We start from the raw sequence: 25059 nt of genomic DNA on the forward strand, positions 1-25059 counted from the left end.
GGTTTTAATAGAATTGACTATGAAAAAAATGAGCAAAAAAAACGCTCTGAAAATCATTTTCAGAGCGTTTTTTTTAATGTTTAGGAATGATCAAACTTTCATAATATCTGCTTCTTTCTTAACAAGTAGGTCATCAATTTTTGAAGCATATTGATCTGTTAACTTCTGAACTACTTCTTCAGCTCTTTTGATTTCGTCTTCAGCCGCACCATCTTTTTGAAGTTTTTTCAAGGAGTCATTCGTGTCTTTTCTGACCGTTCTAATGGAGATTTTACCATTTTCACACTCATTTTTAGCTTGTTTTACCAAGCTGATTCTTCTTTCCTCCGTTAATGCAGGAATAGTCAGAATAACGATCTCTCCATTGTTTTGAGGGGCAAGTCCCAAGTCTGAGTTTATGATTGCTTTTTCTATTTCTCCGATTAGATTCTTTTCCCAAGGTTTAATGCTGAGTGTTCTTGCATCGGGAGTGTTGATCGAAGCAACTTGTGACAAAGGAGTAGGCGCTCCATAATATTGAACCATAATTCCGTCCAAGATATTAGGCATTGCCTTTCCAGCTCTAATTTTTAATAATTCTGAAGCAGTATGGTCCACTGCTTTCTGCATCAATTCTTTTGCTTCGTCTAAGAATAAATCAATTTCTTCCATAATCTTAAGCTTAAAGGGTTGTGATCAATGTTCCAACTTCTTCACCTTCTACTAGTTTACTCAAATTACCCGCCTTATTCATATCAAATACAATAATAGGAAGGTTGTTTTCCTGACAAAGTGTGAAAGCAGTCATATCCATGACATTTAAGTTCTTTTCATATACTTCGTGGAAGGATATAGTTTTGTATTTGGTTGCCGTAGCATCTTTTTCAGGGTCTGCGGTATAAACGCCGTCTACTCTTGTTCCCTTTAAGACCACATCTGCCTCTACCTCAATCGCTCTTAAACTGGCTGTGGAGTCTGTGGTAAAGTAAGGATTTCCAATACCGGCACCAAAAATGACTATCCGTCCCTTTTCCAGGTGTCGGATTGCTCTTCTTCGAATGAATGGCTCACAAACACTTTCAATTTTTATTCCAGACATCAACCTAGTGAAGAGACCTGCTTTTTCCAAAGCACTTTGAAGAGCCATTGCATTGATCAAGGTGGCTAACATCCCCATGTAATCTCCTTGGACGCGATCAATACCTGATTGAGCTGCTTGAACTCCTCTGAAGATGTTGCCCCCACCAATCACGATAGCAATTTCCACCCCCATATCTTTGACTTTCATGATCTCTTGGGTGTATTGCTGAAGTCTAACAGGGTCGATGCCGTAATTCTTATCGCCCATTAGTGCTTCTCCGCTTAGTTTGAGCAGTATTCTTTTGTATTTCATAAGTGGATTTATTTGCAAAGGAGTTGCTGAATAAAGTAGTACTAGATTAAATAATCCGACAAATATAATTCCTTCATCTCATTATGCTAGGGCAAATCTCAATTTTGGCTTTTCCTAAATTCTTTTTTGATCAAAATTGTATCAGGACTTGGTTTTTTTCAACACTTTGCTTGAGGTTAACTTTGATGGATTTAATAATGCCGTCCCCAGGAGCTTTGATGATATTTTCCATTTTCATGGCTTCTAGAATTAAAACGACATCTCCTTTTTTCACTTCATCCCCTGCCTTTACTTTTAATTCCAGAATTAATCCTGGCATGGGAGCTTTAATGTCCTTGGCCGCTCCAGAATTCAGATTATTCATTCCCATTTTCTCAAGTAGAAGGTCAAATCGGTCCTTGAGTTGTAGCGTAGCCGTTTTACCTCCTAATCTGATTTGAAGGGTTTTGGTCTCCTTGTCCATAGAAACCAATTCCGCCTCTATGGATTGGTGCTTATGTATGAGATGTATTTTTCTATCGGATATCCATTCCAAATCCCAATCCAAGGATTTATCATTTACGAAGGTCGATTCATCGGTTTTTTCTACCGAATAGGTCTCATTTTGGATAGTTACTGAAAACATTCCTGTTAATTTGGCGCTTGAATTTATTAATTCCGAACAAAAAACGGTCTTTCTTTTTCCCAAATATGAAACAAATGCTAGCTAAGGCAAAAGATATTTTGCAAAAGTCCTTATTCCCTGGCCTAGGGATCCTGATTTTATTTGCTTATTCCTGTAAATCAGCAGAGAAAATTTCAAAAACAAAGGAAGAAGAGCCTGAACAAGAAGTGATGGCCAAACCGATGGAAATTATTCCCCTGGATACTGTCGGGATCATCAAATTAGTTCAAGAGAAAGAGTCTCAACTGACAAATTACAAGGGAGAGAGGAAGCGGGATTTTGACTTGATCCATACGGATTTGGAGCTAGATTTTGATTATCAAAATCAGATCGTTTTGGGTAAGGCGGTATTGACTTTCAAACCGTTATTTAAGCCACAAAAGGAGTTGGTTTTAGATGCTCAGGACTTTGAGTTAGGGAAAGTATATTTGGTCTTTAAAGGAGATAGCGCATCCCTAGGGTATTACTACGATTCGCAGGAACTGAAAATTCCACTTCCCCAGCTGATGACGAAGGAAGATACCTTTGCCATAGCGATGGCATATAAAGCTTTCCCAGAAAAGAACTCAGGGGAGGGAAGTCAGGCCATTACAGACACCAAAGGCCTGTATTTTATCGACCCTCTGAACGAGGATCCTAACAAGCCAACGATGATTTGGACCCAAGGTGAGACCATGCATAATTCCAAATGGTTTCCAACGTTGGATCAACCCAATGAGAAAATGACCCAACTTTTTAAACTGACAGTGCCGGATTCCATGGTATCCATAGGAAATGGAGAACTAGTTAATCAGGTGGATTTAGGGAATGGCTCCCACCTAGATTATTGGGAAATGAAGTTGCCTCACTCCCCCTATTTGGCCGCATTTGCCATCGGTGATTTTGGAAAAGTAGAAGCTACATGGGATGGGGTTCCATTAGGGTATTATGTAGAAAAGGGCTACGAGGAAGGAGCCAAAATGGTATTCAAAAATACCCCAGAGATGCTTGGCTTTTTCTCAGAAAAGCTGGGTGTTCGCTACCCTTGGCCTAAATATGACCAAGTTGTAGTACGGGATTTCGTTTCAGGTGCGATGGAAAATACCACGGTATCCATCTTTATGGAAGAATTGAGGCTAAATGAAAAAGAAGCCTTGGATTCAGAATGGGATTACATCATTGCACATGAGCTGTTCCACCAGTGGTTTGGGGATTATGTCACCACCGAATCCTGGGCAAACCTACCTCTGAATGAAGGATTTGCAAATTACAGTGAGTTTTTGTGGAATGAACACAAGTATGGTATTGACCAAGCCTCCCTCAAACTCGTGGCTGAGATGGAAACCTATTTTGCGGAATCGGCAACCAAACAAGTGAATTTGATCAGGCATTACTATGAGGATTCTGAAGATATGTTTGACTCGCATAGTTATGCCAAGGCAGGAGTGATTATCCATATGCTTAGGAAATATGTGGGGGATGAGGTGTTTTTTGAAGCTCTCCAAAGGTATTTGCAGAAACATGCATTTTCCAATGTTGAAGTGCATGATTTGCGACAGGCTTTTGAAGAAGTAGCAGGGGAGGATTTGAATTGGTTTTTCAACCAGTGGTTTTTAGATAAAGGTCATCCAGAGCTCTTTGTGGAAATAGATTATTCTATTCCGGAAAATATTTTGATTTCTATTACCCAGATACAAGATTTGGAAGAAACCCCACTTTATCAGTTGCCTTTTGAAATAAGCTGGTACGATGAAGGGGAAAGAAAAGTAAAGAAATTTATGCTGAAAGAGGCATTTCAGCAATTCGCTTTAGAGAATGGAAATCCTACAGACTTGGTCTTTTTTGATGAAGGGAAAGATCTTTTGATCAAGAAAAATCAAGTAGTTTCTTTGGACCAATGGGTACACCAGTATGAAACTTCCAAGTTGGGAATTGCTCGCTACGAGGCACTGGATAGCTTAGCCACGAATGATGCAGCCGAGGAGCTTAAACTTTTAATACCAAAAGCCATAAAAGATGAGTTTTGGTCAGTCAGGGAGCTTGCCTTAAGTCTAATGCAAAGTCACACGGAATGGATGGAAGAGGTAGATGGATTGGAAAATGAGCTTGTTATATTGATAGATGGGAATGCCAAAAATTCGGTGAAAGCGGGGGCTATTGATGTTCTGGCAGCCTATGACAATGAAAAATATCAGGACATGTTCTTGAAATTGGTGGAGGAACCATCGGTATTAGTATCTAGTTCTGCCTTGATGGGACTGACCAATATAGAAGGGCAGGAATTGGATGAAGAATTGATTGAAAGGTTTTCGAAAGAGACCAATTTTCGATATGTGATTCCGGTTTCGGAATATTTCATTACTAAGCCTGTGTTAGGGAGGGGAATTTGGTTTCATGAAAAAATAAACCAGCTGTCTGGAGAGGGTTTGTATTTCTTTTTGGGATACTATGGAGAATATTTTAGCAGGTTTCCAGAAGAGGGGAAAGACCTTGCTGTAGAAAATTTGAAAAAAATTATGAAGGATGATTCACAAAATTTCATACGATTAGGAGCCTTTCAGGCGATCTTAGCATTTTCTGATGATGCTCAGGTGGTAGAAGCAATATCAGAAATTGCGGCCCAAGAGAAAGATCCTGAATTGAAAAGTTACTATGATTACTTCATGGATGCACTAATTGTGAAAAATTAATTCACTGATTTTAAGTTGTTTGTAGAAATACTGAATAAAATCTCATGAAATTTGAAATACATCCTTTGAAACTTTAATAAAAGGCTATAATTTTGCCATCCGTTACGATAGATAGGTCATCGAAAAAGACTTTAAAAAGTGACGAATAGTTGGGGGAATACCAAAGCGGCCAACTGGGACGGACTGTAAATCCGTTGACTTATGTCTTCACAGGTTCGAATCCTGTTTCCCCCACAATTGCCGAATGCAAAATTTTTTCCTAGTTTTGCAGGGCTTAAAAGAAATTCGGCTTAGCCGGAATAAAAGCGGGAGTAGCTCAGTTGGTAGAGCGGCAGCCTTCCAAGCTGCAGGTCGCGGGTTCGAGCCTCGTCTCCCGCTCTATACTTTTCTTCGGAAAAGTATCGGGCTCAAGCCGACGTAGCTCAGGGGTAGAGTACTTCCTTGGTAAGGAAGGGGTCACGGGTTCAAATCCCGTCGTTGGCTCATACGGCTTTAATTATTATATCTAAACATATCTTTAAACTTAAACTGAGGATTTTCACGCATGGCAAAAGCACAATTCGACCGTTCCAAGCCGCACGTTAATATCGGTACGATTGGTCACGTAGATCATGGAAAGACCACTTTGACTGCTGCCATCACTACCGTTTTGGCTAGTAAGGGTCTATCTGAATTAAGAGACTTCTCTTCTATAGACAACGCTCCAGAAGAAAAAGAAAGAGGTATTACCATTAACACCTCTCACGTAGAATATCAAACTGCAAAAAGACACTACGCTCACGTAGATTGTCCTGGTCACGCCGATTACGTTAAAAACATGGTAACTGGTGCAGCACAGATGGACGGTGCTATCCTAGTGGTAGCAGCGACTGATGGACCAATGCCTCAAACTAGAGAGCACATCCTATTGGCTCGTCAGGTTGGTGTTCCTGCTCTTGTTGTTTTCATGAACAAGGTAGACATGGTTGACGATCCTGAACTTCTTGAGTTAGTAGAAATGGAAGTTAGAGAACTTCTTTCTTTCTACGAATTCGATGGAGATAACATCCCAGTAATCGCTGGTTCTGCACTTGGTGCATTGAACGGTGAAGAAAAGTGGGTTGATACTGTAATGCAATTGATGGACGCTGTAGATGAGTACATTCCTCTTCCTGAGCGTGCTGTAGATAAAGATTTCTTGATGCCTGTAGAGGACGTATTCTCGATCACTGGTCGTGGTACTGTTGCTACTGGTAGAATTGAAAGAGGTGTGATCAACTCTGGTGATCCAGTTGACATCATCGGTATGGGTGCTGAAGGACTTAAGTCTACAGTTACTGGTGTTGAGATGTTCCGTAAGATTCTAGACAGAGGTGAAGCTGGTGATAACGTAGGTCTTTTGTTGAGAGGTATTGAAAAAGCTCAAATCAAGAGAGGTATGATTATCTGTAAGCCAGGTTCTGTGACTCCTCACGCACACTTCAAAGCTGAAGTTTACGTATTGTCAAAAGAAGAAGGTGGACGTCATACTCCATTCTTCAACAAATACAGACCTCAGTTCTACTTAAGAACTACTGACGTAACTGGTGAGATCAAACTTCCAGAAAACGTTGAAATGGTTATGCCAGGTGATAACGTGACTATCGAGGTGAACTTGCTTAATGCAGTTGCTCTTGAAAAAGGACTTCGTTTTGCGATCCGTGAGGGTGGTAGAACAGTAGGTGCTGGTCAGGTTACTGAAATCCTTGACTAATCAATTTCTGATCTAATAAAAACGATGCGATCCTGAATATTTTTGGGATCGCATTTGTTTCTTTAGTCAACAATACCTAATTTTGCGTTCCCATTAGCGGAGCGTTCATTCACACGGGCATAGTTCAATGGCAGAATAGCGGTCTCCAAAACCGTTGATGGGAGTTCGAATCTCTCTGCCCGTGCCAGTAAGTATTACAATATGAATCTAAAAAACTTTGTTCTGGAGTCTTATGATGAAATGAAAAACAAGGTCACTTGGCCTAAGTATTCATTTCTTCAAAATAGTGCAGTGTTGGTGCTAGTAGCTTCTTTGATCTTTGCCTTGTTTATCGGGGTAGTAGATTTAGGGTTCGAAAACATCATGAAATGGTTTTATGATTTATTTTAATTGAATTGACATTACAGAATGGCTGAACATAAGTGGTACGTACTCAGGGTAGTAGCTGGGCAGGAAAAAAAGACAAAAACCTATCTGGACAATGAAATTTCCAGACAGAAGATTGACGAATTTATTCCTGAAGTGCTGATACCTTCAGAGAAGGTATATGAGATGCGAAATGGCAAGAAACGTGTCAGAGAAAGAAACTTCTTTCCGGGATACGTTTTAGTCAATGCAGATCTATCTAATGGTGAGGCCAATCACGTAATAACGAGTATCCCGGGTGTTATCGGTTTCTTAGGATCAAACCAGGGGGGAGCTTCCAAAACCCCTGAACCATTACGCCAATCAGAAGTCAACCGTATTTTAGGTAAGGTTGAAGAGATTGATGAGTTTGCAGAGAAGCTGGATACGCCATTTATAGTAGGAGAAGCCGTGAAGGTAATGGACGGCCCATTCAGTGGATTTACCGGGACAATAGAGGAGATATTTGATGAGAAGAAGAAATTGAATGTTATGGTCAAGATCTTCGGAAGAAATACTCCGGTAGAGTTAAACTTTATACAAGTAGAAAAACAAGACTAAGCAATGGCTAAGGAAATCACTGGTTATTTAAAACTACAAGTGAAAGGTGGCCAGGCTAACCCGTCGCCTCCAGTAGGTCCAGCTCTTGGTTCCAAGGGTTTGAACATTATGGAGTTTTGTAAGCAATACAATGCACGTACCCAAGATAAAATGGGTCAGGTGCTTCCAGTATTGATTACAATTTTCTCGGATAAGTCTTTTGAATTCGTTGTAAAAACTCCTCCTGCAGCAAATATGTTGTTAGAGGCAGCGAAGTTGAAAGGTGGTTCTGCAGAGCCTAACCGTAAGAAAGTAGGTTCGGTTACCTGGGATCAGGTAAAAGAAATTGCAGAGGTTAAAATGCCTGACCTAAATGCTTTCAAAGTAGAGTCAGCTATGAAAATGATAGCTGGTACAGCTAGAAGCATGGGTATCACAGTATCTGGACAAGCCCCTTGGGAAGTATAAATAAAAAACAATGGCTAAGTTAACAAAAAAGCAAAAAGAAGCTCTTTCTAAATATGACCCAAGCCAAGTGTACTCTCTTGAGGCAGCTTCTTCTATCGTTAAGGAAATTACCAATACCAAATTTGATTCTTCTATCGATCTAGACATCCGTTTGGGCGTGGATCCTAGAAAAGCGGATCAAATGGTAAGAGGCGTTGTAGCCCTTCCACATGGTACTGGTAAGGATATCAAAGTATTGGTACTTTGTACTCCAGACAAGGCGGCAGAAGCAACTGAAGCGGGTGCAGATTATGTGGGCTTGGATGACTACATCGCTAAAATCGAAGGTGGATGGACTGACATTGATGTCATCATCACAATGCCTAACGTAATGGCGAAGGTAGGTAGATTGGGTAGAGTATTAGGACCTAGAGGTTTGATGCCTAACCCAAAATCCGGAACAGTTACTTTGGATGTAGCTAAAGCTGTTAAAGAGGTGAAAGCTGGTAAGATTGATTTCAAAGTTGATAAATTTGGAATTATCCATGCTAGCGTTGGTAAAGCATCTTTTACTCCTGAAAAAATTCAGGACAACGTAAGAGAATTAATGCTTACGATCTCTAAGCTTAAGCCTAGCTCATCTAAAGGTACATACTTCAAAAGTATTCATTTATCAAGTACAATGTCTCCTGGAATCGCAGTGGACAAGGGTAGTATTCAAGGTATTTAATCATGACTAGAGACGAAAAGAAAGTAATAATCGACGGTCTTACCGAGAAATTCAGAGAAAACCCTTTCTTCTACATCACAGATGCATCAGGTTTTTCTGTTGCTCAAGTGAATGCGTTCAGAAGAACTTGTTTTGAAAAAGGTGTTGAGTACAAAGTATACAAAAATACGCTGATTCAAAAAGCGCTTGAAAACCTTGATGCAGACTATTCTCCATTAAGTGACAAAGCTCTTAAAGGATTCTCTGGAATTATTTTCTCTAAAGAGACTAGTAATTTGCCAGCAAAAGTTTTGCTGGATTTCAGAAAGAAAATAGGTAAAAAAGAAACTAGACCAGTATTCAAAGGTGCTGCTATTGAAACTGATATCATTATCGGTGAAGAGAACCTTGAAATGTTGTCTAAACTTAAATCAAAGCAGGAGCTTTTGGGCGACCTACTAGGATTGCTACAATCTCCAGCTATGAATCTTATCTCTGCTTTGCAAAGTGGTCAAAACAACCTTACAGGTGTGCTTAAGACCCTAGCTGACAAAGAAGAAGCATAAGGACCAAAAAATTAATATTTAAAAAAAACACAAAAAATAAATTTCAAATACAATGGCAGATCTTACGCAACTTGCAGATCAGTTGGTGAACTTGACTGTAAAAGAAGTTAAAGAATTGACAGATATCCTTAAAGATCAGTACGGAATCGAACCTGCTGCTGCTGGTGTAGCAGTTGTAGCTGGTGGTGCTGGTGGAGGAGAAGCTGCTGCAGAAGAAGAGAAAACTTCATTCGACGTTATCTTGAAATCTGCTGGTGCATCTAAATTGGCAGTAGTTAAATTGGTAAAAGAATTGACAGGACTTGGATTGAAAGATGCAAAAGACCTAGTTGATTCTGCTCCTAAAGCCTTGAAAGAAGGTATCGCTAAGGACGAAGCTGAAGGCTTGAAGAAGTCTTTGGAAGAAGCTGGTGCTGAAGTAGAGATCAAATAATTTGCTAAGCCAGAGCCAATAGGTTATGGTTTAGCCATAAGACCTGACTAAATTAGTCAGGTCTTTTCCTGTTTATGCACAGGTATAAAATTGCATTATTTTAAGCGAAAATTGTCGCATTTCGTTATTTAATTTCACTATAAACATATACTACCTTGGCTATCAAGAATCAAACCGAAAGGAAAAGTTTCTCCTCCATTAAGGTGGTCAAAGACTATCCGGATTTTCTAGATATTCAGTTGCAGTCTTTTAAAGACTTTTTTCAATTGGATACTCCAGCGGAAAAACGCCGGGCAGATGGGTTATTTAAAGTATTTGCCGAAAACTTCCCGATCAGTGATTCCAGAGAAAATTTCACTTTGGAATTCATCGATTACGCAGTAGATCCTCCTAAGTATAGTGTAGGAGAATGTATTGATAGAGGTTTGACATATTCTGTCCCTTTAAAGGCAAAACTTAGACTTCTTTGTCACGATGAGGATAATGAGGATTTCGAAACCATTGAGCAAGAGGTATTCTTAGGAAACCTTCCGTATATGACGGAGAAAGGTTCCTTCGTCATCAATGGGGCGGAACGAGTGATCGTTTCTCAGTTGCATAGATCTCCAGGTGTATTCTTTGCGCAAAGCAAGCATACAAATGGCACGAAGTTATATTCAGCTAGAATCATTCCTTTCAAAGGTTCCTGGATCGAATTTGCTACAGACATCAACAATGTCATGTATGCATACATCGATCGTAAGAAAAAATTCCCTGTTACCACTTTGCTTAGAGCAATTGGCTATGGTTCTGATAAAGATATCTTGGATTTATTCGGATTATCTGAGGAAGTTTCAGCCACTAAAAATGCACTGAAAAAGGCAGCAGGAAGAAAATTGGCCGCAAGAGTTCTTAGAACTTGGGTAGAAGATTTCGTGGATGAAGATACTGGTGAAGTAGTATCCATCGATCGAAATGAGGTATTGCTTGAGCGTGATACCGTACTTACGGATGAAGATATTTCTATGATTTTGGATTCGGGATCGAAAAGCATCATCCTTCATAGGGAAGATGTGAATATCGCCGATTTCTCTATCGTTTATAATACATTACAGAAAGATAACTCCAACTCTGAAAAAGAAGCAGTAGAAGTTATCTATCGTCAGTTGAGAAACACTGAAGCACCTGATGAGGCGACTGCAAGAGAAGTAATTCATAGCTTATTCTTCTCTGACAAGCGTTATGATCTAGGTGAAGTTGGTCGTTATAGAATCAACAAAAAATTAGGTCTTGACATTGAATCTGAAAAGATTGTCTTGACTAAAGAGGATATCATTTCAATTGTGAAGTATCTAATTGGATTGATCAACTCTAAAGCAGTAGTCGATGATATTGACCACTTGAGTAACAGAAGAGTAAGAACTGTAGGTGAGCAGCTTTATAGCCAGTTCGGTGTAGGTCTTGCTAGAATGGCTAGAACCATTCGTGAAAGAATGAACGTTCGTGACAATGAAGACTTCAAACCAGTCGATTTGATCAATGCACGTACACTTTCTTCTGTAATTAACTCATTCTTTGGTACCAACCAGCTTTCTCAGTTCATGGATCAAACCAATCCATTGGCAGAGTTGACTCACAAGAGAAGACTTTCTGCATTGGGTCCAGGGGGTCTATCTAGAGAAAGAGCAGGTTTCGAGGTACGTGACGTTCACTATACACACTATGGTCGTCTTTGTACTATTGAAACTCCGGAAGGTCCAAACATTGGTTTGATTTCTTCTCTTTGCGTTCACGCTAAAGTGAATTCCATGGGCTTCTTGGAAACTCCTTATAGAAAGGTGAAAGACGGGAAAGTAAGTATGGATAAGAGTGACATCGTATTCCTTACTGCTGAAGAAGAAGATGACAATAACATTGCACAGGCAAATGCACCTTTGGATGAGAAAGGTAATTTCATCAATGAAAAAGTAAAAGCAAGATTTGAAGGTGATTTCCCGGTTCTTGAACCAACTGAAATCAGCTACATGGACGTTGCTCCAAACCAAATTGTGTCAGTAGCTGCTTCTTTGATTCCTTTCTTGGAGCATGATGATGCAAACAGGGCCTTGATGGGATCCAACATGCAGCGTCAGGCAGTTCCATTGTTGAAAGCAGAGTCTCCTATTGTAGGTACTGGCCTTGAGGCAAAAGCAGCTGTAGATTCAAGATCCTTGATTATTGCAGAAGCAGACGGTGTAGTTGACTATGTAGATGCTAAGAAAATCACCATCAAGTATGACCTATCTGATGATGAACTATTAGTAAACTTTACAGACGAATATAAATCTTACGATCTGATTAAGTTCAGAAGAACCAACCAGGATACTACGATCAACTTGACTCCATTGGTGTTGAAAGGTCAGAAAGTAGTGAAAGGCCAGGTTCTCGTAGAAGGATATTCGACGAACGAAGGAGAGCTTGCTCTAGGTAAGAACTTGAAGGTGGCTTACATGCCATGGCAAGGATATAACTTTGAGGATGCGATTGTAATTTCTGAGCGAGTTGTTCGTGAAGATATCTTTACCTCTATCCACGTTGAAGAATTCCAACTAGAAGTAAGAGATACCAAACGTGGGGAAGAAGAATTAACTTCTGAAATTCCTAACGTATCTGAAGAGGCTGTGAAGCACTTGGACGAGAATGGTGTAATCAGAATTGGTGCGGAAGTGAAAGAAGGTGATATTATCATCGGTAAAATCACTCCTAAAGGTGAAACTGATCCAACTCCAGAAGAAAAACTATTGAGAGCAATCTTCGGGGATAAAGCTGGTGATGTAAAAGATGCATCATTGAAAGCTTCTCCATCTCTGAATGGTGTGGTTATCGAAACCAAGTTGTTCTCTCGTCCTAAAAAGGATAAAGAAGTTAGAGCGAAAGCAAAAGCTGAGGTTGAAAAACTGAAAGCAAAATACTCCAAAGATCTATTGGGTATCAGAGCTCGAATGATCAACAAATTGGTGACTCTCTTGGATGGTAAAACATCTTTGGGCGTGAAACACAAGTTTGGAGATGAGATCATCAGCAAGGGTGTTAAATTCAATCTGAAGAATATCGAAAACAACTTGTTCCCTGCGAAGAACCCTTATAGAGACGAAAGTAACTATAACGTTCCAGAGGAAGCAAACTTGATTTCTGATATCATTTTGGATGATTGGACCGATGATCCACATACCAATGATCTGATTGTGAAATTGGTGAAAAACTACACCAATTCCAGAAACGAGATTTCAGGTCTATTCAAGAGAGATCGATTTACTCTTGAAGTTGGAGATGAACTTCCTGCAGGTATTGTTCAGCTTGCTAAGGTTTACGTGGCTAAGAAGCGTAAATTGAAAGTAGGGGATAAGATGGCAGGTCGTCACGGAAACAAAGGTATTGTCGCTAGAATCGTAAGAGACGAAGACATGCCGTTCCTAGAAGACGGAACTCCAATGGATATCGTATTGAACCCGCTGGGTGTACCATCTCGTATGAACATTGGTCAGATCTTCGAAACTGTACTTGCTTGGGCAGGTCAGGTATTGGGTAAGAAATATGCTACTCCGATTTTCGATGGAGCTTCTATGGAAGAGGTTTCTGCTGAGTTGGAAGAAGCAGGCGTACCAGCATACGGGCGTACTTATCTATATGATGGTCTATCCGGTGTGAAATTTGACCAACCAGTAACCGTAGGTGTGGCTTACATGCTTAAATTGGGTCACTTGGTGGATGATAAGATGCACGCGCGTTCTATTGGTCCATACTCTTTGATTACGCAACAGCCATTGGGTGGTAAAGCTCAATTCGGTGGTCAGCGTTTCGGAGAAATGGAAGTGTGGGCACTGGAAGCATTCGGTGCATCCCACGTACTTCAGGAAATCCTGACTGTTAAATCAGATGACGTAATCGGTAGAGCTAAAGCTTATGAAGCGATAGTGAAGGGTGAAAACCTTCCTAAACCTAATATTCCAGAATCATTCAATGTATTGGTTCATGAATTGAGAGGTTTGGCTCTTGAAATTACCCTGGATTAATTTAGCTCATTAGGGCTCGCAAGAGCCCTTTACATATCTTTCAAAAAACTATGGCGTTCAGAAAAAATAAAAAACTTAACATCGACTTTTCCAGAGTCACCGTTAGTTTGGCTTCTCCAGAATCTATTCTGGATAGTTCAAACGGTGAAGTGACACAGCCAGAGACTATCAACTATAGAACTTACAAACCAGAAATGGGTGGTTTGTTCTGTGAGAGAATCTTTGGTCCTGTCAAAGACTGGGAATGTCATTGTGGCAAGTATAAGCGCATCAGGTATAAAGGTATTATCTGTGACCGTTGCGGTGTAGAGGTTACAGAAAAGAAAGTAAGAAGAGAGAGAATGGGGCACATCGAGCTGGTAGTACCAGTTGCTCACATTTGGTATTTTAAATCTCTTCCTAATAAAATCGGTTATCTTCTTGGTCTACCGACTAAGAAGCTTGATCAGATTGTGTATTATGAGCGCTATGCTGTAGTACAACCAGGTATCAAAGCTGAGGACGGAATTCAATACTTGGATTTCCTAACTGAGGATGAGTACCTGGATATCATGGATAAGCTTCCTAAGGAAAATCACATGCTTGATGATGACGATCCAAATAAATTCATCGCCAAAATGGGTGCTGAAGCTTTGGAAATGTTGTTGGCTAGAATTGAGCTGGATGATCTTTCTTATGCACTTCGTCACCAAGCAGCTACTGATACTTCTCAGCAGAGAAAAGCAGAAGCTTTGAAAAGATTGAAAGTAGTAGAAGCATTCCGTGATGCAAGAACCAGAATTGAAAACCGTCCTGAGTGGATGGTAGTAAGAATGGTTCCAGTGATCCCACCAGAATTGAGACCTTTGGTTCCTTTGGATGGTGGTAGATTCGCTACTTCTGATTTGAATGACCTTTATAGAAGAGTAATTATCAGAAATAACCGATTGAAGAGATTGATCGATATCAAAGCTCCAGAGGTTATTTTGAGAAACGAGAAGAGAATGCTACAGGAAGCTGTCGATTCTTTGTTCGATAACTCTAGAAAAGTAAATGCGGTAAGATCTGATGGTAACCGTGCTTTGAAGTCCCTTTCTGACATGTTGAAAGGTAAGCAAGGCCGTTTCCGTCAAAACTTGCTCGGTAAGCGTGTGGATTATTCCGGTCGTTCTGTGATCGTGGTAGGTCCTGAATTAAAGCTTCACGAGTGTGGTCTTCCAAAAAATATGGCAGCCGAGCTTTTCAAACCATTTATCATCAGAAAACTGATTGAAAGAGGGATTGTAAAGACTGTTAAATCTGCCAAGAAAATTGTGGATCGTAAAGATCCAGTGGTATGGGACATCTTGGAAAATGTATTGAAAGGACATCCTGTTCTTCTAAACCGTGCTCCTACTCTTCACAGACTAGGTATCCAAGCATTCCAGCCTAAATTGATCGAAGGAAAAGCAATCCAGCTTCACCCATTGGTATGTACTGCATTCAACGCCGATTTTGACGGTGACCAGATGGCGGTTCACGTACCACTTGGCCATGAAGCAATTTTGGAAGCTTCTACGTTGATGCTTTCTGCTCATAACATCCTTAACCCTGCCAATGGTGCTCCTATTACTGTACCATCTCAGGATATGGTTTTGGGTCTGTATTATGTAACGAAAGGCAAGAAATCTACTCCAGAAGAGCCAGTTCCTGGTGAAGGAATGACCTTCTACAGTACGGAGGAAGTAGTAATTGCATTAAACGAACGAGTGATCTCCAAGCACGCGAATATCAAGTGTAAGGTGAATGTTCGTAAGCCAGATGGATCTATTGTAGAGGAAATCATCGATACGGTTGCTGGTAGATTGATCTTTAACCAGTTTGTTCCTGAGGAAGTAGGTTATGTAAATGAGCTTCTTACCAAGAAAAAACTGCAGCAGATTATTGCTCAGGTAGTAAAAGTATGTGGTATTGCACGTACAGCTAAATTCTTGGATGATATCAAGCATCTAGGTTTCCAAAGTGCTTACCAAGGTGGTTTGTCAATGGGACTAAATGATGTAATTATCCCAGAAGAAAAAGAACCAATGATCACCAAAGCCAAGGAAGAGGTAGATCAGGTTTGGAATAACTACTTGATGGGTCTGATCACTGATAACGAGCGTTACAACCAAGTAATTGATATCTGGACTCGTACCAACTCTCATTTGACTAATAATCTAATGAAGCAGATGGAAGAGGATAAGCAAGGTTTCAATGCGATCTACATGATGATGCACTCAGGAGCACGTGGTTCTAGAGAGCAGATTCGTCAGCTAGGTGGTATGAGAGGTCTGATGGCTAAGCCACAGAAAAACTTGCAAGGTTCAGTTGGTGAGATTATTGAAAACCCGATTCTTTCCAACTTTAAGGAAGGATTGGATGTATTGGAATACTTTATCTCTACGCACGGTGCACGTAAAGGTCTTGCCGATACAGCATTGAAAACTGCCGATGCGGGCTACTTAACTCGTCGTTTGGTAGACGTTGCTCAGGATATGATTGTGACAGAAGAGGACTGCGGTACTTTGAGAGGTTTGAACGTTCTTCCATTGAAAGACAATGATGAGATCGTTGAGCCATTATCTGAAAGAATCCTAGGTAGAGTTTCTGTTCACGATGTATATGATCCAATTACAGATGAGTTGATCATCCCTGCAGGAATTGAAATTACAGATGAAATCGCTGCTAAAGTGGATGAATCTGCCATTGAAGAGGTTGAAATCAGGTCCGTATTGACTTGTGAAACCCGTAGAGGTGTTTGTTCTAAGTGTTATGGTAGAAACCTTGCAACTGGTTATATGGTACAATCCGGTGAGTCTGTTGGTGTAATCGCTGCACAGTCTATCGGTGAACCAGGTACTCAGTTGACATTGAGAACGTTCCACGTTGGTGGTACTGCATCTAACATGGCTGTTGAAGCGAGCATCACGGCTAAATTTGAAGGTATTGTTGAGTTTGATGAGGAGTTGAGAACCTTGGAAACTACCAACAAGGATGGAGAACCTGTAACAGTAGTAATGGGTAGATCCGGAGAGATCAAAATCAACGATCCTAAGTCTGGCAAAACTTTAGTTTCTAACCATGTTCCTTATGGTGCATTGTTAGAAGTGAAGGATGGTCAGAAGATCAGCAAAAATGGCGCACTATGTAAGTGGGATCCATATAATGCGGTAATCCTTTCAGAATTCGATGGTTCCATCGACTTTGAGGCAATCGTAGAAGGAATTACTTACAAAGAGGTAGCTGATGATCAAACTGGTTTCCGTGAAAAAGTAATTATCGATACTAAGGATAGAACCAAAAACCCAGCGATCATTGTAAACTATGGAGATGAATCCAAATCTTACAATATTCCAGTGGGAGCTCACTTGGCAGTTGAAATTGGCGAGAAAGTCAAAGCTGGTCAGGTGTTGGTTAAAATCCCAAGATCTGTTGGTAAAACAAGAGATATTACCGGTGGTCTACCAAGAGTAACAGAATTGTTTGAGGCTAGAAACCCATCTAACCCAGCAGTTGTTTCTGAAATCGACGGAGTAGTAACCTATGGTGGTATCAAGCGTGGTAACAGAGAGATTTTGATCGAATCTAAAGATGGAGTGATTAAGAAATACATGGTATCTCTTTCTAAGCATATCTTGGTTCAGGAGAATGACTTTATCCGCGCAGGTGAGCCGTTATCAGATGGAGCAATTACTCCAAATGATATCTTGGCGATCAAAGGTCCTACAGCTGTTCAGGAATATTTGGTAAATGAAATTCAGGAAGTATATAGACTTCAAGGTGTAAAAATCAATGACAAGCATATTGAGGTGATCGTATCTCAAATGATGCAGAAAGTTGAGATCTTGGATGCTGGTGACACTGGATTCCTTCAAAACCAAGTAGTTGACAAGTGGGCATTTAGAGAGGAAAATGATAATATCCTTGACAAGAAAGTGGTAATGGACGCAGGTGATTCTTCTACTTTGAAACCAGGTATGATTATTACTGCCAGAAGATTGAGAGACGAAAACTCAAGCTTGAAGCGTAAGGATCTTAAGTTGGTACAAGTTAGAGATGCTGAAACTGCAGTTTCTAAGCCAACGTTACAAGGTATTACTGCCGCTTCTTTGGGTACAGAAAGCTTCCTTTCTGCCGCTTCATTCCAGGAAACTACCAAGGTTCTTTCTGAGGCAGCCATTAGAGGTAAGCGTGATGAATTGTTAGGATTGAAAGAGAACGTATTGGTTGGACACTTGATCCCAGCGGGTACTGGACAAAGAAGAATCCAGAACATCATCGTTGGTTCCAAAGAGGAATACGATAAACTTTCTGATAGCATGGATCATGTATCCACTAAGAAATCAAGCGAAGCCATTCTATAATGGTATGAAATAACAACTAACAAAAGGCCTGTATTCGTACAGGCCTTTTTTAATCCATCAAAAATGCAAGACGAAAAAGGGAAAAGACCTGATCAACAGATCAATGTAGAACTATCGGAGGAAGTAGCTGAAGGAGTTTATGCAAATTTGGCGATGATCGCACACTCCAATTCTGAATTTGTGATTGATTTTATCCGATTAATGCCAGGAGTTCCAAAAGCAAAAGTGAAATCAAGAATTATTGTGACTCCAGAACATGCAAAACGTTTATTAGCAGCTTTAAAGGACAATATTGACAAGTATGAAGATGCTTTTGGGAAGATAAATCAGGGTGGTGGAGCCCCACAATTCCCGATCAGCTTTGGTACTCCAGGTGAGGCGTAACAAAAATATAACTACTTAATTTTGTTCATCTTATTACTTTGGTTACCTTTGCAGTCCAAAATTTAACAGTTTACAGGAAAACTAAATTTTATCAGTTAATGCCTACTATTCAACAGTTAGTAAGAAAAGGTAGAACTACACTGGAGACCAAATCAAAATCAAGAGCTTTGGATGCATGTCCTCAGCGAAGAGGTGTTTGTACCAGGGTATACACTACAACCCCTAAGAAGCCTAACTCAGCAATGAGAAAAGTGGCGAGGGTGAGATTGACAAATGGAAAAGAAGTGAATGCTTACATTCCAGGGGAAGGTCACAATCTACAGGAGCACTCAATCGTATTGATTAGAGGTGGTCGTGTGAAAGATCTACCAGGTGTAAGATATCACATCATCCGTGGTGCACTTGATACCGCAGGAGTTAAAGACCGTAAACAAGGTCGCTCTAAGTATGGTGCTAAAAGACCGAAGGCAGGAAAAGCCCCGGCAAAGAAATAATACTTTATAACATTTAGAAAAAATGAGAAAAGCGAAACCAAAGAAGAGATATATTCTTCCTGATCCTAAGTTCAATGATACCTTGGTTACCAAGTTTGTGAACTGTCTAATGGTAGATGGGAAGAAGAGTATTGCTTACAGAATTTTCTACGATGCAGTAGAAAAAGTTGAGGAAAAAGTAGGTGAGAATGGTCTTGAAGTTTGGAAAAAAGCGCTTAACAATATTGCTCCATCCGTAGAGGTGAAGAGTCGTAGAGTTGGTGGTGCTACGTTCCAGGTTCCAATGGAAGTTCGTCCGGAAAGAAAGCTCTCTCTAGGTATTAAGTGGATGATCACTTATGCTAGAAGAAGAGGAGAGAAAACAATGATGGACAGACTTGCTGGTGAGATCATAGCTGCTTCCAAAGGCGAAGGTGCCGGAGTGAAGAAAAAAGATGATACACACAGAATGGCCGAGGCTAACAAAGCATTCTCCCACTTTAGATTTTAATTAGGATGGCTAAAAGAGATTTAAAATATACCAGAAACATCGGTATTGCTGCTCACATCGATGCTGGTAAGACAACTACTACTGAGCGAATTCTTTTTTACTCTGGGGTATCCCACAAAATCGGAGAGGTGCATGATGGTGCTGCTACGATGGACTGGATGGCGCAGGAGCAGGAGAGAGGTATTACTATTACTTCCGCTGCTACTACCGTATTCTGGAACTACAGAGATCAAAAATATCAAATTAACATCATTGATACTCCTGGACACGTTGACTTTACTGTAGAAGTAAACCGTTCCTTGAGAGTATTGGATGGTTTAGTTTTCCTATTCAGTGCTGTGGATGGTGTTGAACCACAGTCTGAGACTAACTGGCGATTAGCTGATAATTATAAAGTCGCTCGTATCGGATTCGTTAACAAAATGGACCGTGCTGGCGCAAACTTCCTTGAGGTTTGTAAGCAAGTGAAGGAAATGCTTGGTAGCTATGCAGTGCCATTGCAGATTCCTATCGGTGCTGAAGACAAATTCAAAGGTGTTGTTGACTTGATTAACAACAGAGCCATTGTATGGAATGAGGAAGATATGGGAATGACTTTCGAAGAAGTTCCTATTCCAGAAGACATGTTGGAAGATGTAGAAAAGTGGAGAGAGCATTTACTTGAAGCTGTTGCTGAGTACGACGAGTCTTTGATGGAGAAATTCTTTGATGATCCAGACTCTATTACAGAAGAAGAAATTCTTTCTGCATTGAGACAAGCAACCATCGACATGAAAATCGTTCCTATGGTTTGTGGATCTTCTTTCAAAAACAAAGGTGTTCAGACCATGCTTGACTTGGTAATGGAATTGCTTCCATCTCCATTGGACAAGGATGATATCATTGCTCACGATTTGAATGATGAGGAGAAAGATGTTAGAATCGCTCCAAACGAAGATGAGCCATTCGCTGGCTTGGCATTCAAAATCGCGACTGACCCATTCGTGGGTAGATTATGTTTCGTAAGAGCATACTCTGGTATTTTGGATTCTGGATCTTATGTATTCAATAGCCGTTCTGGAAACAAAGAGCGTATTTCACGTGTGTTCCAGATGCATGCCAACAAGCAAAACCAAATCGATGCGTTAAGAGCTGGTGATATTGGAGCTGTTGTTGGATTTAAAGACATCAAGACAGGAGATACTCTATGTTCTGAAAGCCGTAAGGTAGTTCTTGAGTCCATGATTTTCCCTGAGCCTGTTATCGGTTACGCGATTGAGCCTAAGACTCAAGCTGACGTAGATAAATTGGGTATGGCGATTGCTAAGCTTGTAGAAGAGGATCCTACACTTCAAGTAAATACTGATCATGAAACCGGTCAGACTATCTTGAGAGGTATGGGTGAGCTTCACTTAGATATTATTATCGACCGTCTGAAGAGAGAATTTAAGGTTGAAATCAACCAAGGTGCTCCTCAGGTTGCTTACAAAGAAGCTTTGTTTGGTTCTGTTGAACACAAAGAAGTGTACAAGAAGCAGTCAGGTGGTAAAGGTAAATTTGCGGATATCGTGTTCGAACTTGGACCTAAAGATGCAGATCCAGAAACTGGAGAAGTGAAGCCAGGACTTGAGTTTGTCAATGGTATCGTAGGTGGTGTAATTCCAAAAGAATTTATTCCAGCGATCCAGAAAGGTTTCACGGAATCTATGAAAAATGGACCTCTTGCTGGTTACCCAGTAGAGTCTATGAAAGTTAGATTGTTCCACGGATCTTTCCACGATGTCGATTCTGATGCTCTTTCTTTTGAATTGGCAGCTAGAATTGGTTTCAAAGAAGCAGCTAAGAAATGTAAGCCTCAATTATTGGAGCCTATCATGTCTGTAGATGTAGTTTCTCCTGACGAATACACTGGTCCAATCACTGGTGATTTGAACAGAAGAAGAGGTTTGATGAAAGGTATGGATACCAAAGGTACTTCATCTGTAATCAAAGCATCTGTACCATTGTCTGAATTGTTTGGTTACATCACTGACCTTAGAACAATTTCTTCCGGTAGAGCAACAGCTTCCTTGACATTCTCTCACTATGAGGCTGTACCTAACAACATAGCAGAGAGCGTAATTGCTAACGTAAAAGGTCAGAAAGACTAATCAATATTTGCGATGAATCAGAAAATCAGAATAAAACTAAAATCATACGATCACAGCCTGGTGGATAAGTCATCAGAGAAAATCGTGAAGGCTGTAAAGGCCACTGGTGCGGTAGTAGTGGGACCAATTCCATTGCCTACTAAGAAGGAGAAATTTACGGTGTTGAAATCTCCACACGTAAGTAAAAAAGCGAGAGATCAATACCAACTTTGTACTTACAAGAGATTGGTTGATATCTACTCTAACAGCTCCAAAACTGTAGATGCTTTGATGAAAATCGAGCTTCCAAGTGGAGTAGATGTAGAGATCAAAGTTTGATCTGCTCTTAAATATTTCATAAAAAAGGCCTGCGTTCACGCGCAGGTCTTTTTATATATTCACCATTTCGACGATTCTAAAGTGCTTTCTTTTGTTTAGCAGTAGTAAAAATGTTGCTAAATGTTTGAAAATATACGAGTTGGCATTTGTTGCAGAATTTTATTTCAGTAACTTTGCAGTCCTTTAAAAGGGCTCATGCGTATAAGCGCTTGTGAATTATCAAATTATCTTATTATAGATGTCTGGTATTATAGGTAAAAAAGTAGGAATGACTAGCATTTTCAGTGCCGATGGACGTAATGTCGCATGCACGCTAATAGAAGCTGGTCCTTGCGTAGTGACGCAAGTAAAAAACGTTGAAACAGACGGGTACAACGCAGTGCAGTTGGCATATGGCGAGCGTAAAGAGAAAAATACGCCAAAGCCATTGATCGGTCACTTTAAAAAGGCCGGTACTACGCCAAAGCAAAAAGTTGTTGAGTTCAGAGAATTCCGGGTCGAATTTGAAGGCCAGGTAGATCTAGGGGCTACTGTGAAGGCTGGTGAAGTGTTTGTCGAAGGTGACTTCGTAGATGCTATCGGTACTTCTAAAGGTAAAGGATTCCAAGGTGTAGTAAAACGTCACGGTTTTGGTGGTGTGGGTGGACAAACTCACGGTCAGCACAACAGACAGAGACACCCAGGTTCCATTGGTGCTTGTTCTTGGCCATCAAGAGTATTCAAGGGAATGCGTATGGCAGGAAGAACCGGCGGTGACAGAGTGAAGGTAATCAACCTAAGAGTGTTGAAGATTTATCCTGAGCAAAACCTGCTGTTGGTTTCTGGTTCAGTACCAGGTCCTAAAAATTCTTTCGTTATTCTAGAGAAATAAGTCCATGGAATTAGCAGTAATAAATCATAAAGGAGAAGATACTGGAAGAAAGGTAAACCTTTCTGATGAAATCTTCGGAATTGAGCCAAATGATCACGCGATCTATTTGGACGTGAAGCAGTACTTGGCGAACCAAAGACAAGGTACTCACAAGTCAAAGGAAAGAAATGAAATCGCTGGTTCTACTAAGAAGATCAAAAAGCAAAAAGGTACAGGTAGTGCTAGAGCTGGATCTTTGAAGTCCCCGCTTTTCAGAGGTGGAGGTAGAGTATTTGGTCCTAAGCCAAGAAACTATTCCTTCAAGTTGAATAAAAAATTAAAGCAGTTGGCTAGAAAGTCTGCACTTTCTTATAAAGTGAAAGACAATAGCTTGGTCGTATTGGAAAACCTTTCTTTTGAGGCTCCAAAGACTAAGAGCTATTTAGCTTTGATGAACGGTTTGTCTTTAGCAGATAAGAAAACATTGGTGGTTCTTCCAGAAGAAAACAAGAATGTGTACTTGTCCAGCAGAAACTTACCTAAGTCAAAAGTTGTGACTGTAAATGATGTAAATACTTACCAGGTTCTTAACGCTGACCACTTAGTGATTTGTGAAGGTTCTGTAAGTATGTTGGAAACCATTTTATCGAAATAAGACAATGGATATTCTAAAGCAGCCTTTAATTACTGAGAAAGTCTCTGCCATGAACGAAAAAGGAGTTTATGGATTTATCGTAGAGAAAACTGCGAAAAAGCCAGAGATTAAGAATGCAGTTGAAAAAACATATGGTGTGGATGTGGTTTCTATCAGAACCATGAGATATGCTGCAAAGCATAAGACTAGATACACCAAAAACAAAGTGGTATCAGGCTTTACCAATGCTTTCAAGAAAGCGATTGTTGAAGTAGCTGATGGACAGGTAATTGATTTTTACGGAGAAATTTAATTGAATCAATATCATGGCAATTAAAAAATTGAAGCCTGTTACTCCAGGGACAAGATTCAGAGTAGCTCCAGCTTTTGACGAGATTACAAAGTCAAAGCCAGAGAAGTCTCTTCTTGCTCCTTTGAAGAAATCAGGCGGAAGAAATAATGAAGGCAAAATGACTGCCCGTTACATTGGTGGTGGTCATAAGAGAAGACTAAGAATAGTAGACTTCCAAAGAAATAAGTTTGGTGTACCTGCGACCGTAAAGGCGATTGAGTATGATCCAAACAGAACTGCACGTCTTGCCCTGCTATATTACGCAGACGGTGCAAAGGCCTACATTATCGCCCCGGAAGGTTTGACAGTAGGACAAACAGTGATTTCCGGTGAGCAAGTTGCTCCAGAAGTAGGAAATGCGATGCCATTGGCTAACATTCCTCTTGGTACAATTGTACACAATGTAGAATTGAAGCCAGGTAAAGGTGGAGTAATGGCCAGAAGTGCTGGTGGATATGCACAGATCGTTGCCCGTGAGGGTAAGTACGTGACTATCAAGCTTCCTTCCGGTGAAATGAGACTAGTTCTTGGTGTTTGTATGGCAACAATCGGTACTGTTTCCAATGCAGATCACATGAACGTAGTTCTTGGAAAAGCTGGTCGTAAGAGATGGTTAGGTGTAAGACCTCGTACTAGAGGTGTTGCGATGAACCCAGTAGATCACCCAATGGGTGGTGGTGAAGGTCGTTCTTCCGGTGGACATCCAAGATCTAGAAAAGGTCTTCTGTCTAAAGGTAAGAAAACCAGATCACCTAAGAAGTATTCAAACAAGTTCATCATCAGCAAAAGATCTAAATAATTATGGCACGTTCATTAAAAAAAGGTCCTTATATCGAACATCACCTGGTGAAGAAAGTGGATGTTATGAACGAGTCCGGCAAGAAATCTGTCATCAAGACTTGGTCAAGAAGATCTATGATTTCTCCAGACTTCGTAGGACATACCTTCGCAGTGCATAATGGAAATAAATTCATCCCTGTATTTGTGACTGACAACATGGTAGGTCATAAGTTAGGTGAATTTGCTCCAACCAGAAATTTCAGAGGCCACATTGCCAAAAAAGATAAAGGAAAGAGATAATCATGGAAGCTATCGCAAGATTAAATAATGTTCCTACTTCTCCGCGTAAGATGCGCCTTGTGGCTGACCTTGTCAGAGGCAAGAGAGTTGGGAATGCACTTAGTATTTTAAAGTTTACTCCGAATCACGGAGCTTTGAAATTGGAAAAGTTATTGCTTTCTGCCGTTGCCAACTGGCAGGCAAAGAATCCTGACGCTAAACTTGAAGAAGCTGATTTGTTTGTGAAAACCATCATGGTGGACGAAGGCAGATCTCTCAAAAGATTGAGACCAGCTCCTCAAGGTAGAGGCCACAGAATCCGCAAGAGATCAAATCATGTAACTCTCGTGATCGATTCATTCGACGCTGGTGATGTTACCGCTGATGTAGTAGAAACAAACGAAAAGGCAAATTAAG

24 protein-coding genes and 4 tRNA genes are annotated in these 25059 nt (G+C 40.4%); 25 read left to right on the forward strand and 3 right to left on the reverse strand.

Annotated features, from left to right (window positions below):
• Positions 1-90 precede the first annotated feature (90 nt).
• From frr to BUR11_RS20300, 3 genes are all read right to left on the reverse strand, one after another.
• Positions 91-651: a ribosome recycling factor gene (gene frr, locus BUR11_RS20290; protein WP_074226860.1), complete on the reverse strand. Its 561-nt coding sequence runs from the start codon at positions 649-651 to the stop codon at positions 91-93.
• A 10-nt stretch (positions 652-661) separates the two neighbouring features.
• Positions 662-1372, reverse strand: coding sequence for a UMP kinase (gene pyrH / locus BUR11_RS20295; protein WP_074226861.1), 711 nt, complete (start codon positions 1370-1372; stop codon positions 662-664).
• Positions 1373-1502: 130 nt separating this feature from the next.
• Positions 1503-1997, reverse strand: a complete 495-nt coding sequence (locus BUR11_RS20300; protein WP_074226969.1) for an acetyl-CoA carboxylase biotin carboxyl carrier protein subunit — start codon at positions 1995-1997, stop codon at positions 1503-1505.
• 65 nt (positions 1998-2062) lie between these two features.
• Between BUR11_RS20300 and BUR11_RS20305 the strand changes: the two genes are divergently transcribed.
• The 25 genes from BUR11_RS20305 to rplV all read left to right on the forward strand — a co-directional run bounded on the left by BUR11_RS20305 (position 2063) and on the right by rplV (position 25058).
• Complete coding sequence (locus BUR11_RS20305) at positions 2063-4705, forward strand: M1 family metallopeptidase (protein ID WP_317045307.1); 2643 nt, start codon at positions 2063-2065, stop codon at positions 4703-4705.
• A 151-nt stretch (positions 4706-4856) separates the two neighbouring features.
• A tRNA-Tyr gene (locus tag BUR11_RS20310) sits at positions 4857-4939 on the forward strand.
• Positions 4940-5010: 71 nt separating this feature from the next.
• Positions 5011-5083: transfer RNA gene (locus BUR11_RS20315), tRNA-Gly, on the forward strand.
• 33 nt (positions 5084-5116) lie between these two features.
• A tRNA-Thr gene (locus tag BUR11_RS20320) sits at positions 5117-5188 on the forward strand.
• A 61-nt stretch (positions 5189-5249) separates the two neighbouring features.
• A complete protein-coding gene (gene tuf, locus BUR11_RS20325; protein WP_074226862.1) occupies positions 5250-6437 on the forward strand; it encodes an elongation factor Tu in 1188 nt (395 codons plus the stop codon).
• 113 nt (positions 6438-6550) lie between these two features.
• Positions 6551-6624: transfer RNA gene (locus BUR11_RS20330), tRNA-Trp, on the forward strand.
• Positions 6625-6638: 14 nt separating this feature from the next.
• Positions 6639-6827: a preprotein translocase subunit SecE gene (secE, locus tag BUR11_RS20335; protein WP_074226863.1), complete on the forward strand. Its 189-nt coding sequence runs from the start codon at positions 6639-6641 to the stop codon at positions 6825-6827.
• 18 nt (positions 6828-6845) lie between these two features.
• Positions 6846-7403 (forward strand): transcription termination/antitermination protein NusG, encoded by a 558-nt coding sequence (nusG, locus tag BUR11_RS20340; protein ID WP_074226864.1) that lies wholly within the window; start codon positions 6846-6848, stop codon positions 7401-7403.
• A gap of 3 nt (positions 7404-7406) precedes the next feature.
• Complete coding sequence (gene rplK, locus BUR11_RS20345; protein ID WP_074226865.1) at positions 7407-7850, forward strand: 50S ribosomal protein L11; 444 nt, start codon at positions 7407-7409, stop codon at positions 7848-7850.
• Positions 7851-7860: 10 nt separating this feature from the next.
• The gene (gene rplA, locus BUR11_RS20350) at positions 7861-8559 is read left to right on the forward strand and encodes a 50S ribosomal protein L1 (RefSeq protein WP_074226866.1); all 699 of its coding nucleotides are present in this window, start codon (positions 7861-7863) and stop codon (positions 8557-8559) included.
• Positions 8560-8561: 2 nt separating this feature from the next.
• A complete protein-coding gene (gene rplJ, locus BUR11_RS20355; RefSeq protein ID WP_074226867.1) occupies positions 8562-9104 on the forward strand; it encodes a 50S ribosomal protein L10 in 543 nt (180 codons plus the stop codon).
• Positions 9105-9156: 52 nt separating this feature from the next.
• A complete protein-coding gene (gene rplL, locus BUR11_RS20360) occupies positions 9157-9537 on the forward strand; it encodes a 50S ribosomal protein L7/L12 (protein ID WP_074226868.1) in 381 nt (126 codons plus the stop codon).
• A gap of 155 nt (positions 9538-9692) precedes the next feature.
• Positions 9693-13568 carry a DNA-directed RNA polymerase subunit beta gene (gene rpoB, locus BUR11_RS20365; protein WP_074226869.1) on the forward strand — a complete coding sequence of 1292 codons (3876 nt, stop codon included), beginning with the start codon at positions 9693-9695 and terminating at the stop codon, positions 13566-13568.
• 50 nt (positions 13569-13618) lie between these two features.
• Positions 13619-17932, forward strand: a complete 4314-nt coding sequence (gene rpoC / locus BUR11_RS20370) for a DNA-directed RNA polymerase subunit beta' (RefSeq protein ID WP_074226870.1) — start codon at positions 13619-13621, stop codon at positions 17930-17932.
• A gap of 63 nt (positions 17933-17995) precedes the next feature.
• Positions 17996-18316: a DUF3467 domain-containing protein gene (locus BUR11_RS20375; RefSeq protein ID WP_074226871.1), complete on the forward strand. Its 321-nt coding sequence runs from the start codon at positions 17996-17998 to the stop codon at positions 18314-18316.
• A 98-nt stretch (positions 18317-18414) separates the two neighbouring features.
• On the forward strand, positions 18415-18810 hold the full coding sequence (rpsL, locus tag BUR11_RS20380; RefSeq protein ID WP_074226872.1) for a 30S ribosomal protein S12: 396 nt from the start codon (positions 18415-18417) through the stop codon (positions 18808-18810).
• 22 nt (positions 18811-18832) lie between these two features.
• Positions 18833-19300, forward strand: coding sequence for a 30S ribosomal protein S7 (rpsG, locus tag BUR11_RS20385; protein WP_074226873.1), 468 nt, complete (start codon positions 18833-18835; stop codon positions 19298-19300).
• A gap of 5 nt (positions 19301-19305) precedes the next feature.
• A complete protein-coding gene (gene fusA / locus BUR11_RS20390) occupies positions 19306-21429 on the forward strand; it encodes an elongation factor G (protein WP_074226874.1) in 2124 nt (707 codons plus the stop codon).
• 12 nt (positions 21430-21441) lie between these two features.
• Positions 21442-21747, forward strand: a complete 306-nt coding sequence (gene rpsJ / locus BUR11_RS20395) for a 30S ribosomal protein S10 (protein ID WP_008203035.1) — start codon at positions 21442-21444, stop codon at positions 21745-21747.
• A 238-nt stretch (positions 21748-21985) separates the two neighbouring features.
• Positions 21986-22618: a 50S ribosomal protein L3 gene (gene rplC / locus BUR11_RS20400; protein WP_074226875.1), complete on the forward strand. Its 633-nt coding sequence runs from the start codon at positions 21986-21988 to the stop codon at positions 22616-22618.
• A 4-nt stretch (positions 22619-22622) separates the two neighbouring features.
• Positions 22623-23252, forward strand: coding sequence for a 50S ribosomal protein L4 (rplD, locus tag BUR11_RS20405; protein WP_074226876.1), 630 nt, complete (start codon positions 22623-22625; stop codon positions 23250-23252).
• A 4-nt stretch (positions 23253-23256) separates the two neighbouring features.
• Positions 23257-23544 (forward strand): 50S ribosomal protein L23, encoded by a 288-nt coding sequence (rplW, locus tag BUR11_RS20410; protein ID WP_074226877.1) that lies wholly within the window; start codon positions 23257-23259, stop codon positions 23542-23544.
• Positions 23545-23557: 13 nt separating this feature from the next.
• Entirely contained in the window at positions 23558-24382 is an 825-nt protein-coding gene (gene rplB, locus BUR11_RS20415) for a 50S ribosomal protein L2 (RefSeq protein WP_074226878.1), read from the forward strand.
• Positions 24383-24384: 2 nt separating this feature from the next.
• Positions 24385-24663: a 30S ribosomal protein S19 gene (rpsS, locus tag BUR11_RS20420; protein WP_074226879.1), complete on the forward strand. Its 279-nt coding sequence runs from the start codon at positions 24385-24387 to the stop codon at positions 24661-24663.
• A gap of 2 nt (positions 24664-24665) precedes the next feature.
• Entirely contained in the window at positions 24666-25058 is a 393-nt protein-coding gene (gene rplV / locus BUR11_RS20425) for a 50S ribosomal protein L22 (RefSeq protein ID WP_074226880.1), read from the forward strand.
• Position 25059: the final 1 nt, after the last annotated feature.

The organism is Algoriphagus halophilus (assembly GCF_900129785.1).
In the GTDB taxonomy this organism is placed as follows: Bacteria; Bacteroidota; Bacteroidia; order Cytophagales; family Cyclobacteriaceae; genus Algoriphagus; species Algoriphagus halophilus.

Coding starts and splice junctions, on each gene's coding strand:
- frr (WP_074226860.1), bottom strand. CDS start 651: ATGGAAGAAATTGATTTATTCTTAGACGAAGCAAAAGAATTGATGCAG.
- pyrH (WP_074226861.1), bottom strand. CDS start 1,372: ATGAAATACAAAAGAATACTGCTCAAACTAAGCGGAGAAGCACTAATG.
- BUR11_RS20300 (WP_074226969.1), bottom strand. CDS start 1,997: ATGTTTTCAGTAACTATCCAAAATGAGACCTATTCGGTAGAAAAAACC.
- BUR11_RS20305 (WP_317045307.1), top strand. CDS start 2,063: ATGAAACAAATGCTAGCTAAGGCAAAAGATATTTTGCAAAAGTCCTTA.
- tuf (WP_074226862.1), top strand. CDS start 5,250: ATGGCAAAAGCACAATTCGACCGTTCCAAGCCGCACGTTAATATCGGT.
- secE (WP_074226863.1), top strand. CDS start 6,639: ATGAATCTAAAAAACTTTGTTCTGGAGTCTTATGATGAAATGAAAAAC.
- nusG (WP_074226864.1), top strand. CDS start 6,846: ATGGCTGAACATAAGTGGTACGTACTCAGGGTAGTAGCTGGGCAGGAA.
- rplK (WP_074226865.1), top strand. CDS start 7,407: ATGGCTAAGGAAATCACTGGTTATTTAAAACTACAAGTGAAAGGTGGC.
- rplA (WP_074226866.1), top strand. CDS start 7,861: ATGGCTAAGTTAACAAAAAAGCAAAAAGAAGCTCTTTCTAAATATGAC.
- rplJ (WP_074226867.1), top strand. CDS start 8,562: ATGACTAGAGACGAAAAGAAAGTAATAATCGACGGTCTTACCGAGAAA.
- rplL (WP_074226868.1), top strand. CDS start 9,157: ATGGCAGATCTTACGCAACTTGCAGATCAGTTGGTGAACTTGACTGTA.
- rpoC (WP_074226870.1), top strand. CDS start 13,619: ATGGCGTTCAGAAAAAATAAAAAACTTAACATCGACTTTTCCAGAGTC.
- BUR11_RS20375 (WP_074226871.1), top strand. CDS start 17,996: ATGCAAGACGAAAAAGGGAAAAGACCTGATCAACAGATCAATGTAGAA.
- rpsL (WP_074226872.1), top strand. CDS start 18,415: ATGCCTACTATTCAACAGTTAGTAAGAAAAGGTAGAACTACACTGGAG.
- rpsG (WP_074226873.1), top strand. CDS start 18,833: ATGAGAAAAGCGAAACCAAAGAAGAGATATATTCTTCCTGATCCTAAG.
- fusA (WP_074226874.1), top strand. CDS start 19,306: ATGGCTAAAAGAGATTTAAAATATACCAGAAACATCGGTATTGCTGCT.
- rpsJ (WP_008203035.1), top strand. CDS start 21,442: ATGAATCAGAAAATCAGAATAAAACTAAAATCATACGATCACAGCCTG.
- rplC (WP_074226875.1), top strand. CDS start 21,986: ATGTCTGGTATTATAGGTAAAAAAGTAGGAATGACTAGCATTTTCAGT.
- rplD (WP_074226876.1), top strand. CDS start 22,623: ATGGAATTAGCAGTAATAAATCATAAAGGAGAAGATACTGGAAGAAAG.
- rplW (WP_074226877.1), top strand. CDS start 23,257: ATGGATATTCTAAAGCAGCCTTTAATTACTGAGAAAGTCTCTGCCATG.
- rplB (WP_074226878.1), top strand. CDS start 23,558: ATGGCAATTAAAAAATTGAAGCCTGTTACTCCAGGGACAAGATTCAGA.
- rpsS (WP_074226879.1), top strand. CDS start 24,385: ATGGCACGTTCATTAAAAAAAGGTCCTTATATCGAACATCACCTGGTG.
- rplV (WP_074226880.1), top strand. CDS start 24,666: ATGGAAGCTATCGCAAGATTAAATAATGTTCCTACTTCTCCGCGTAAG.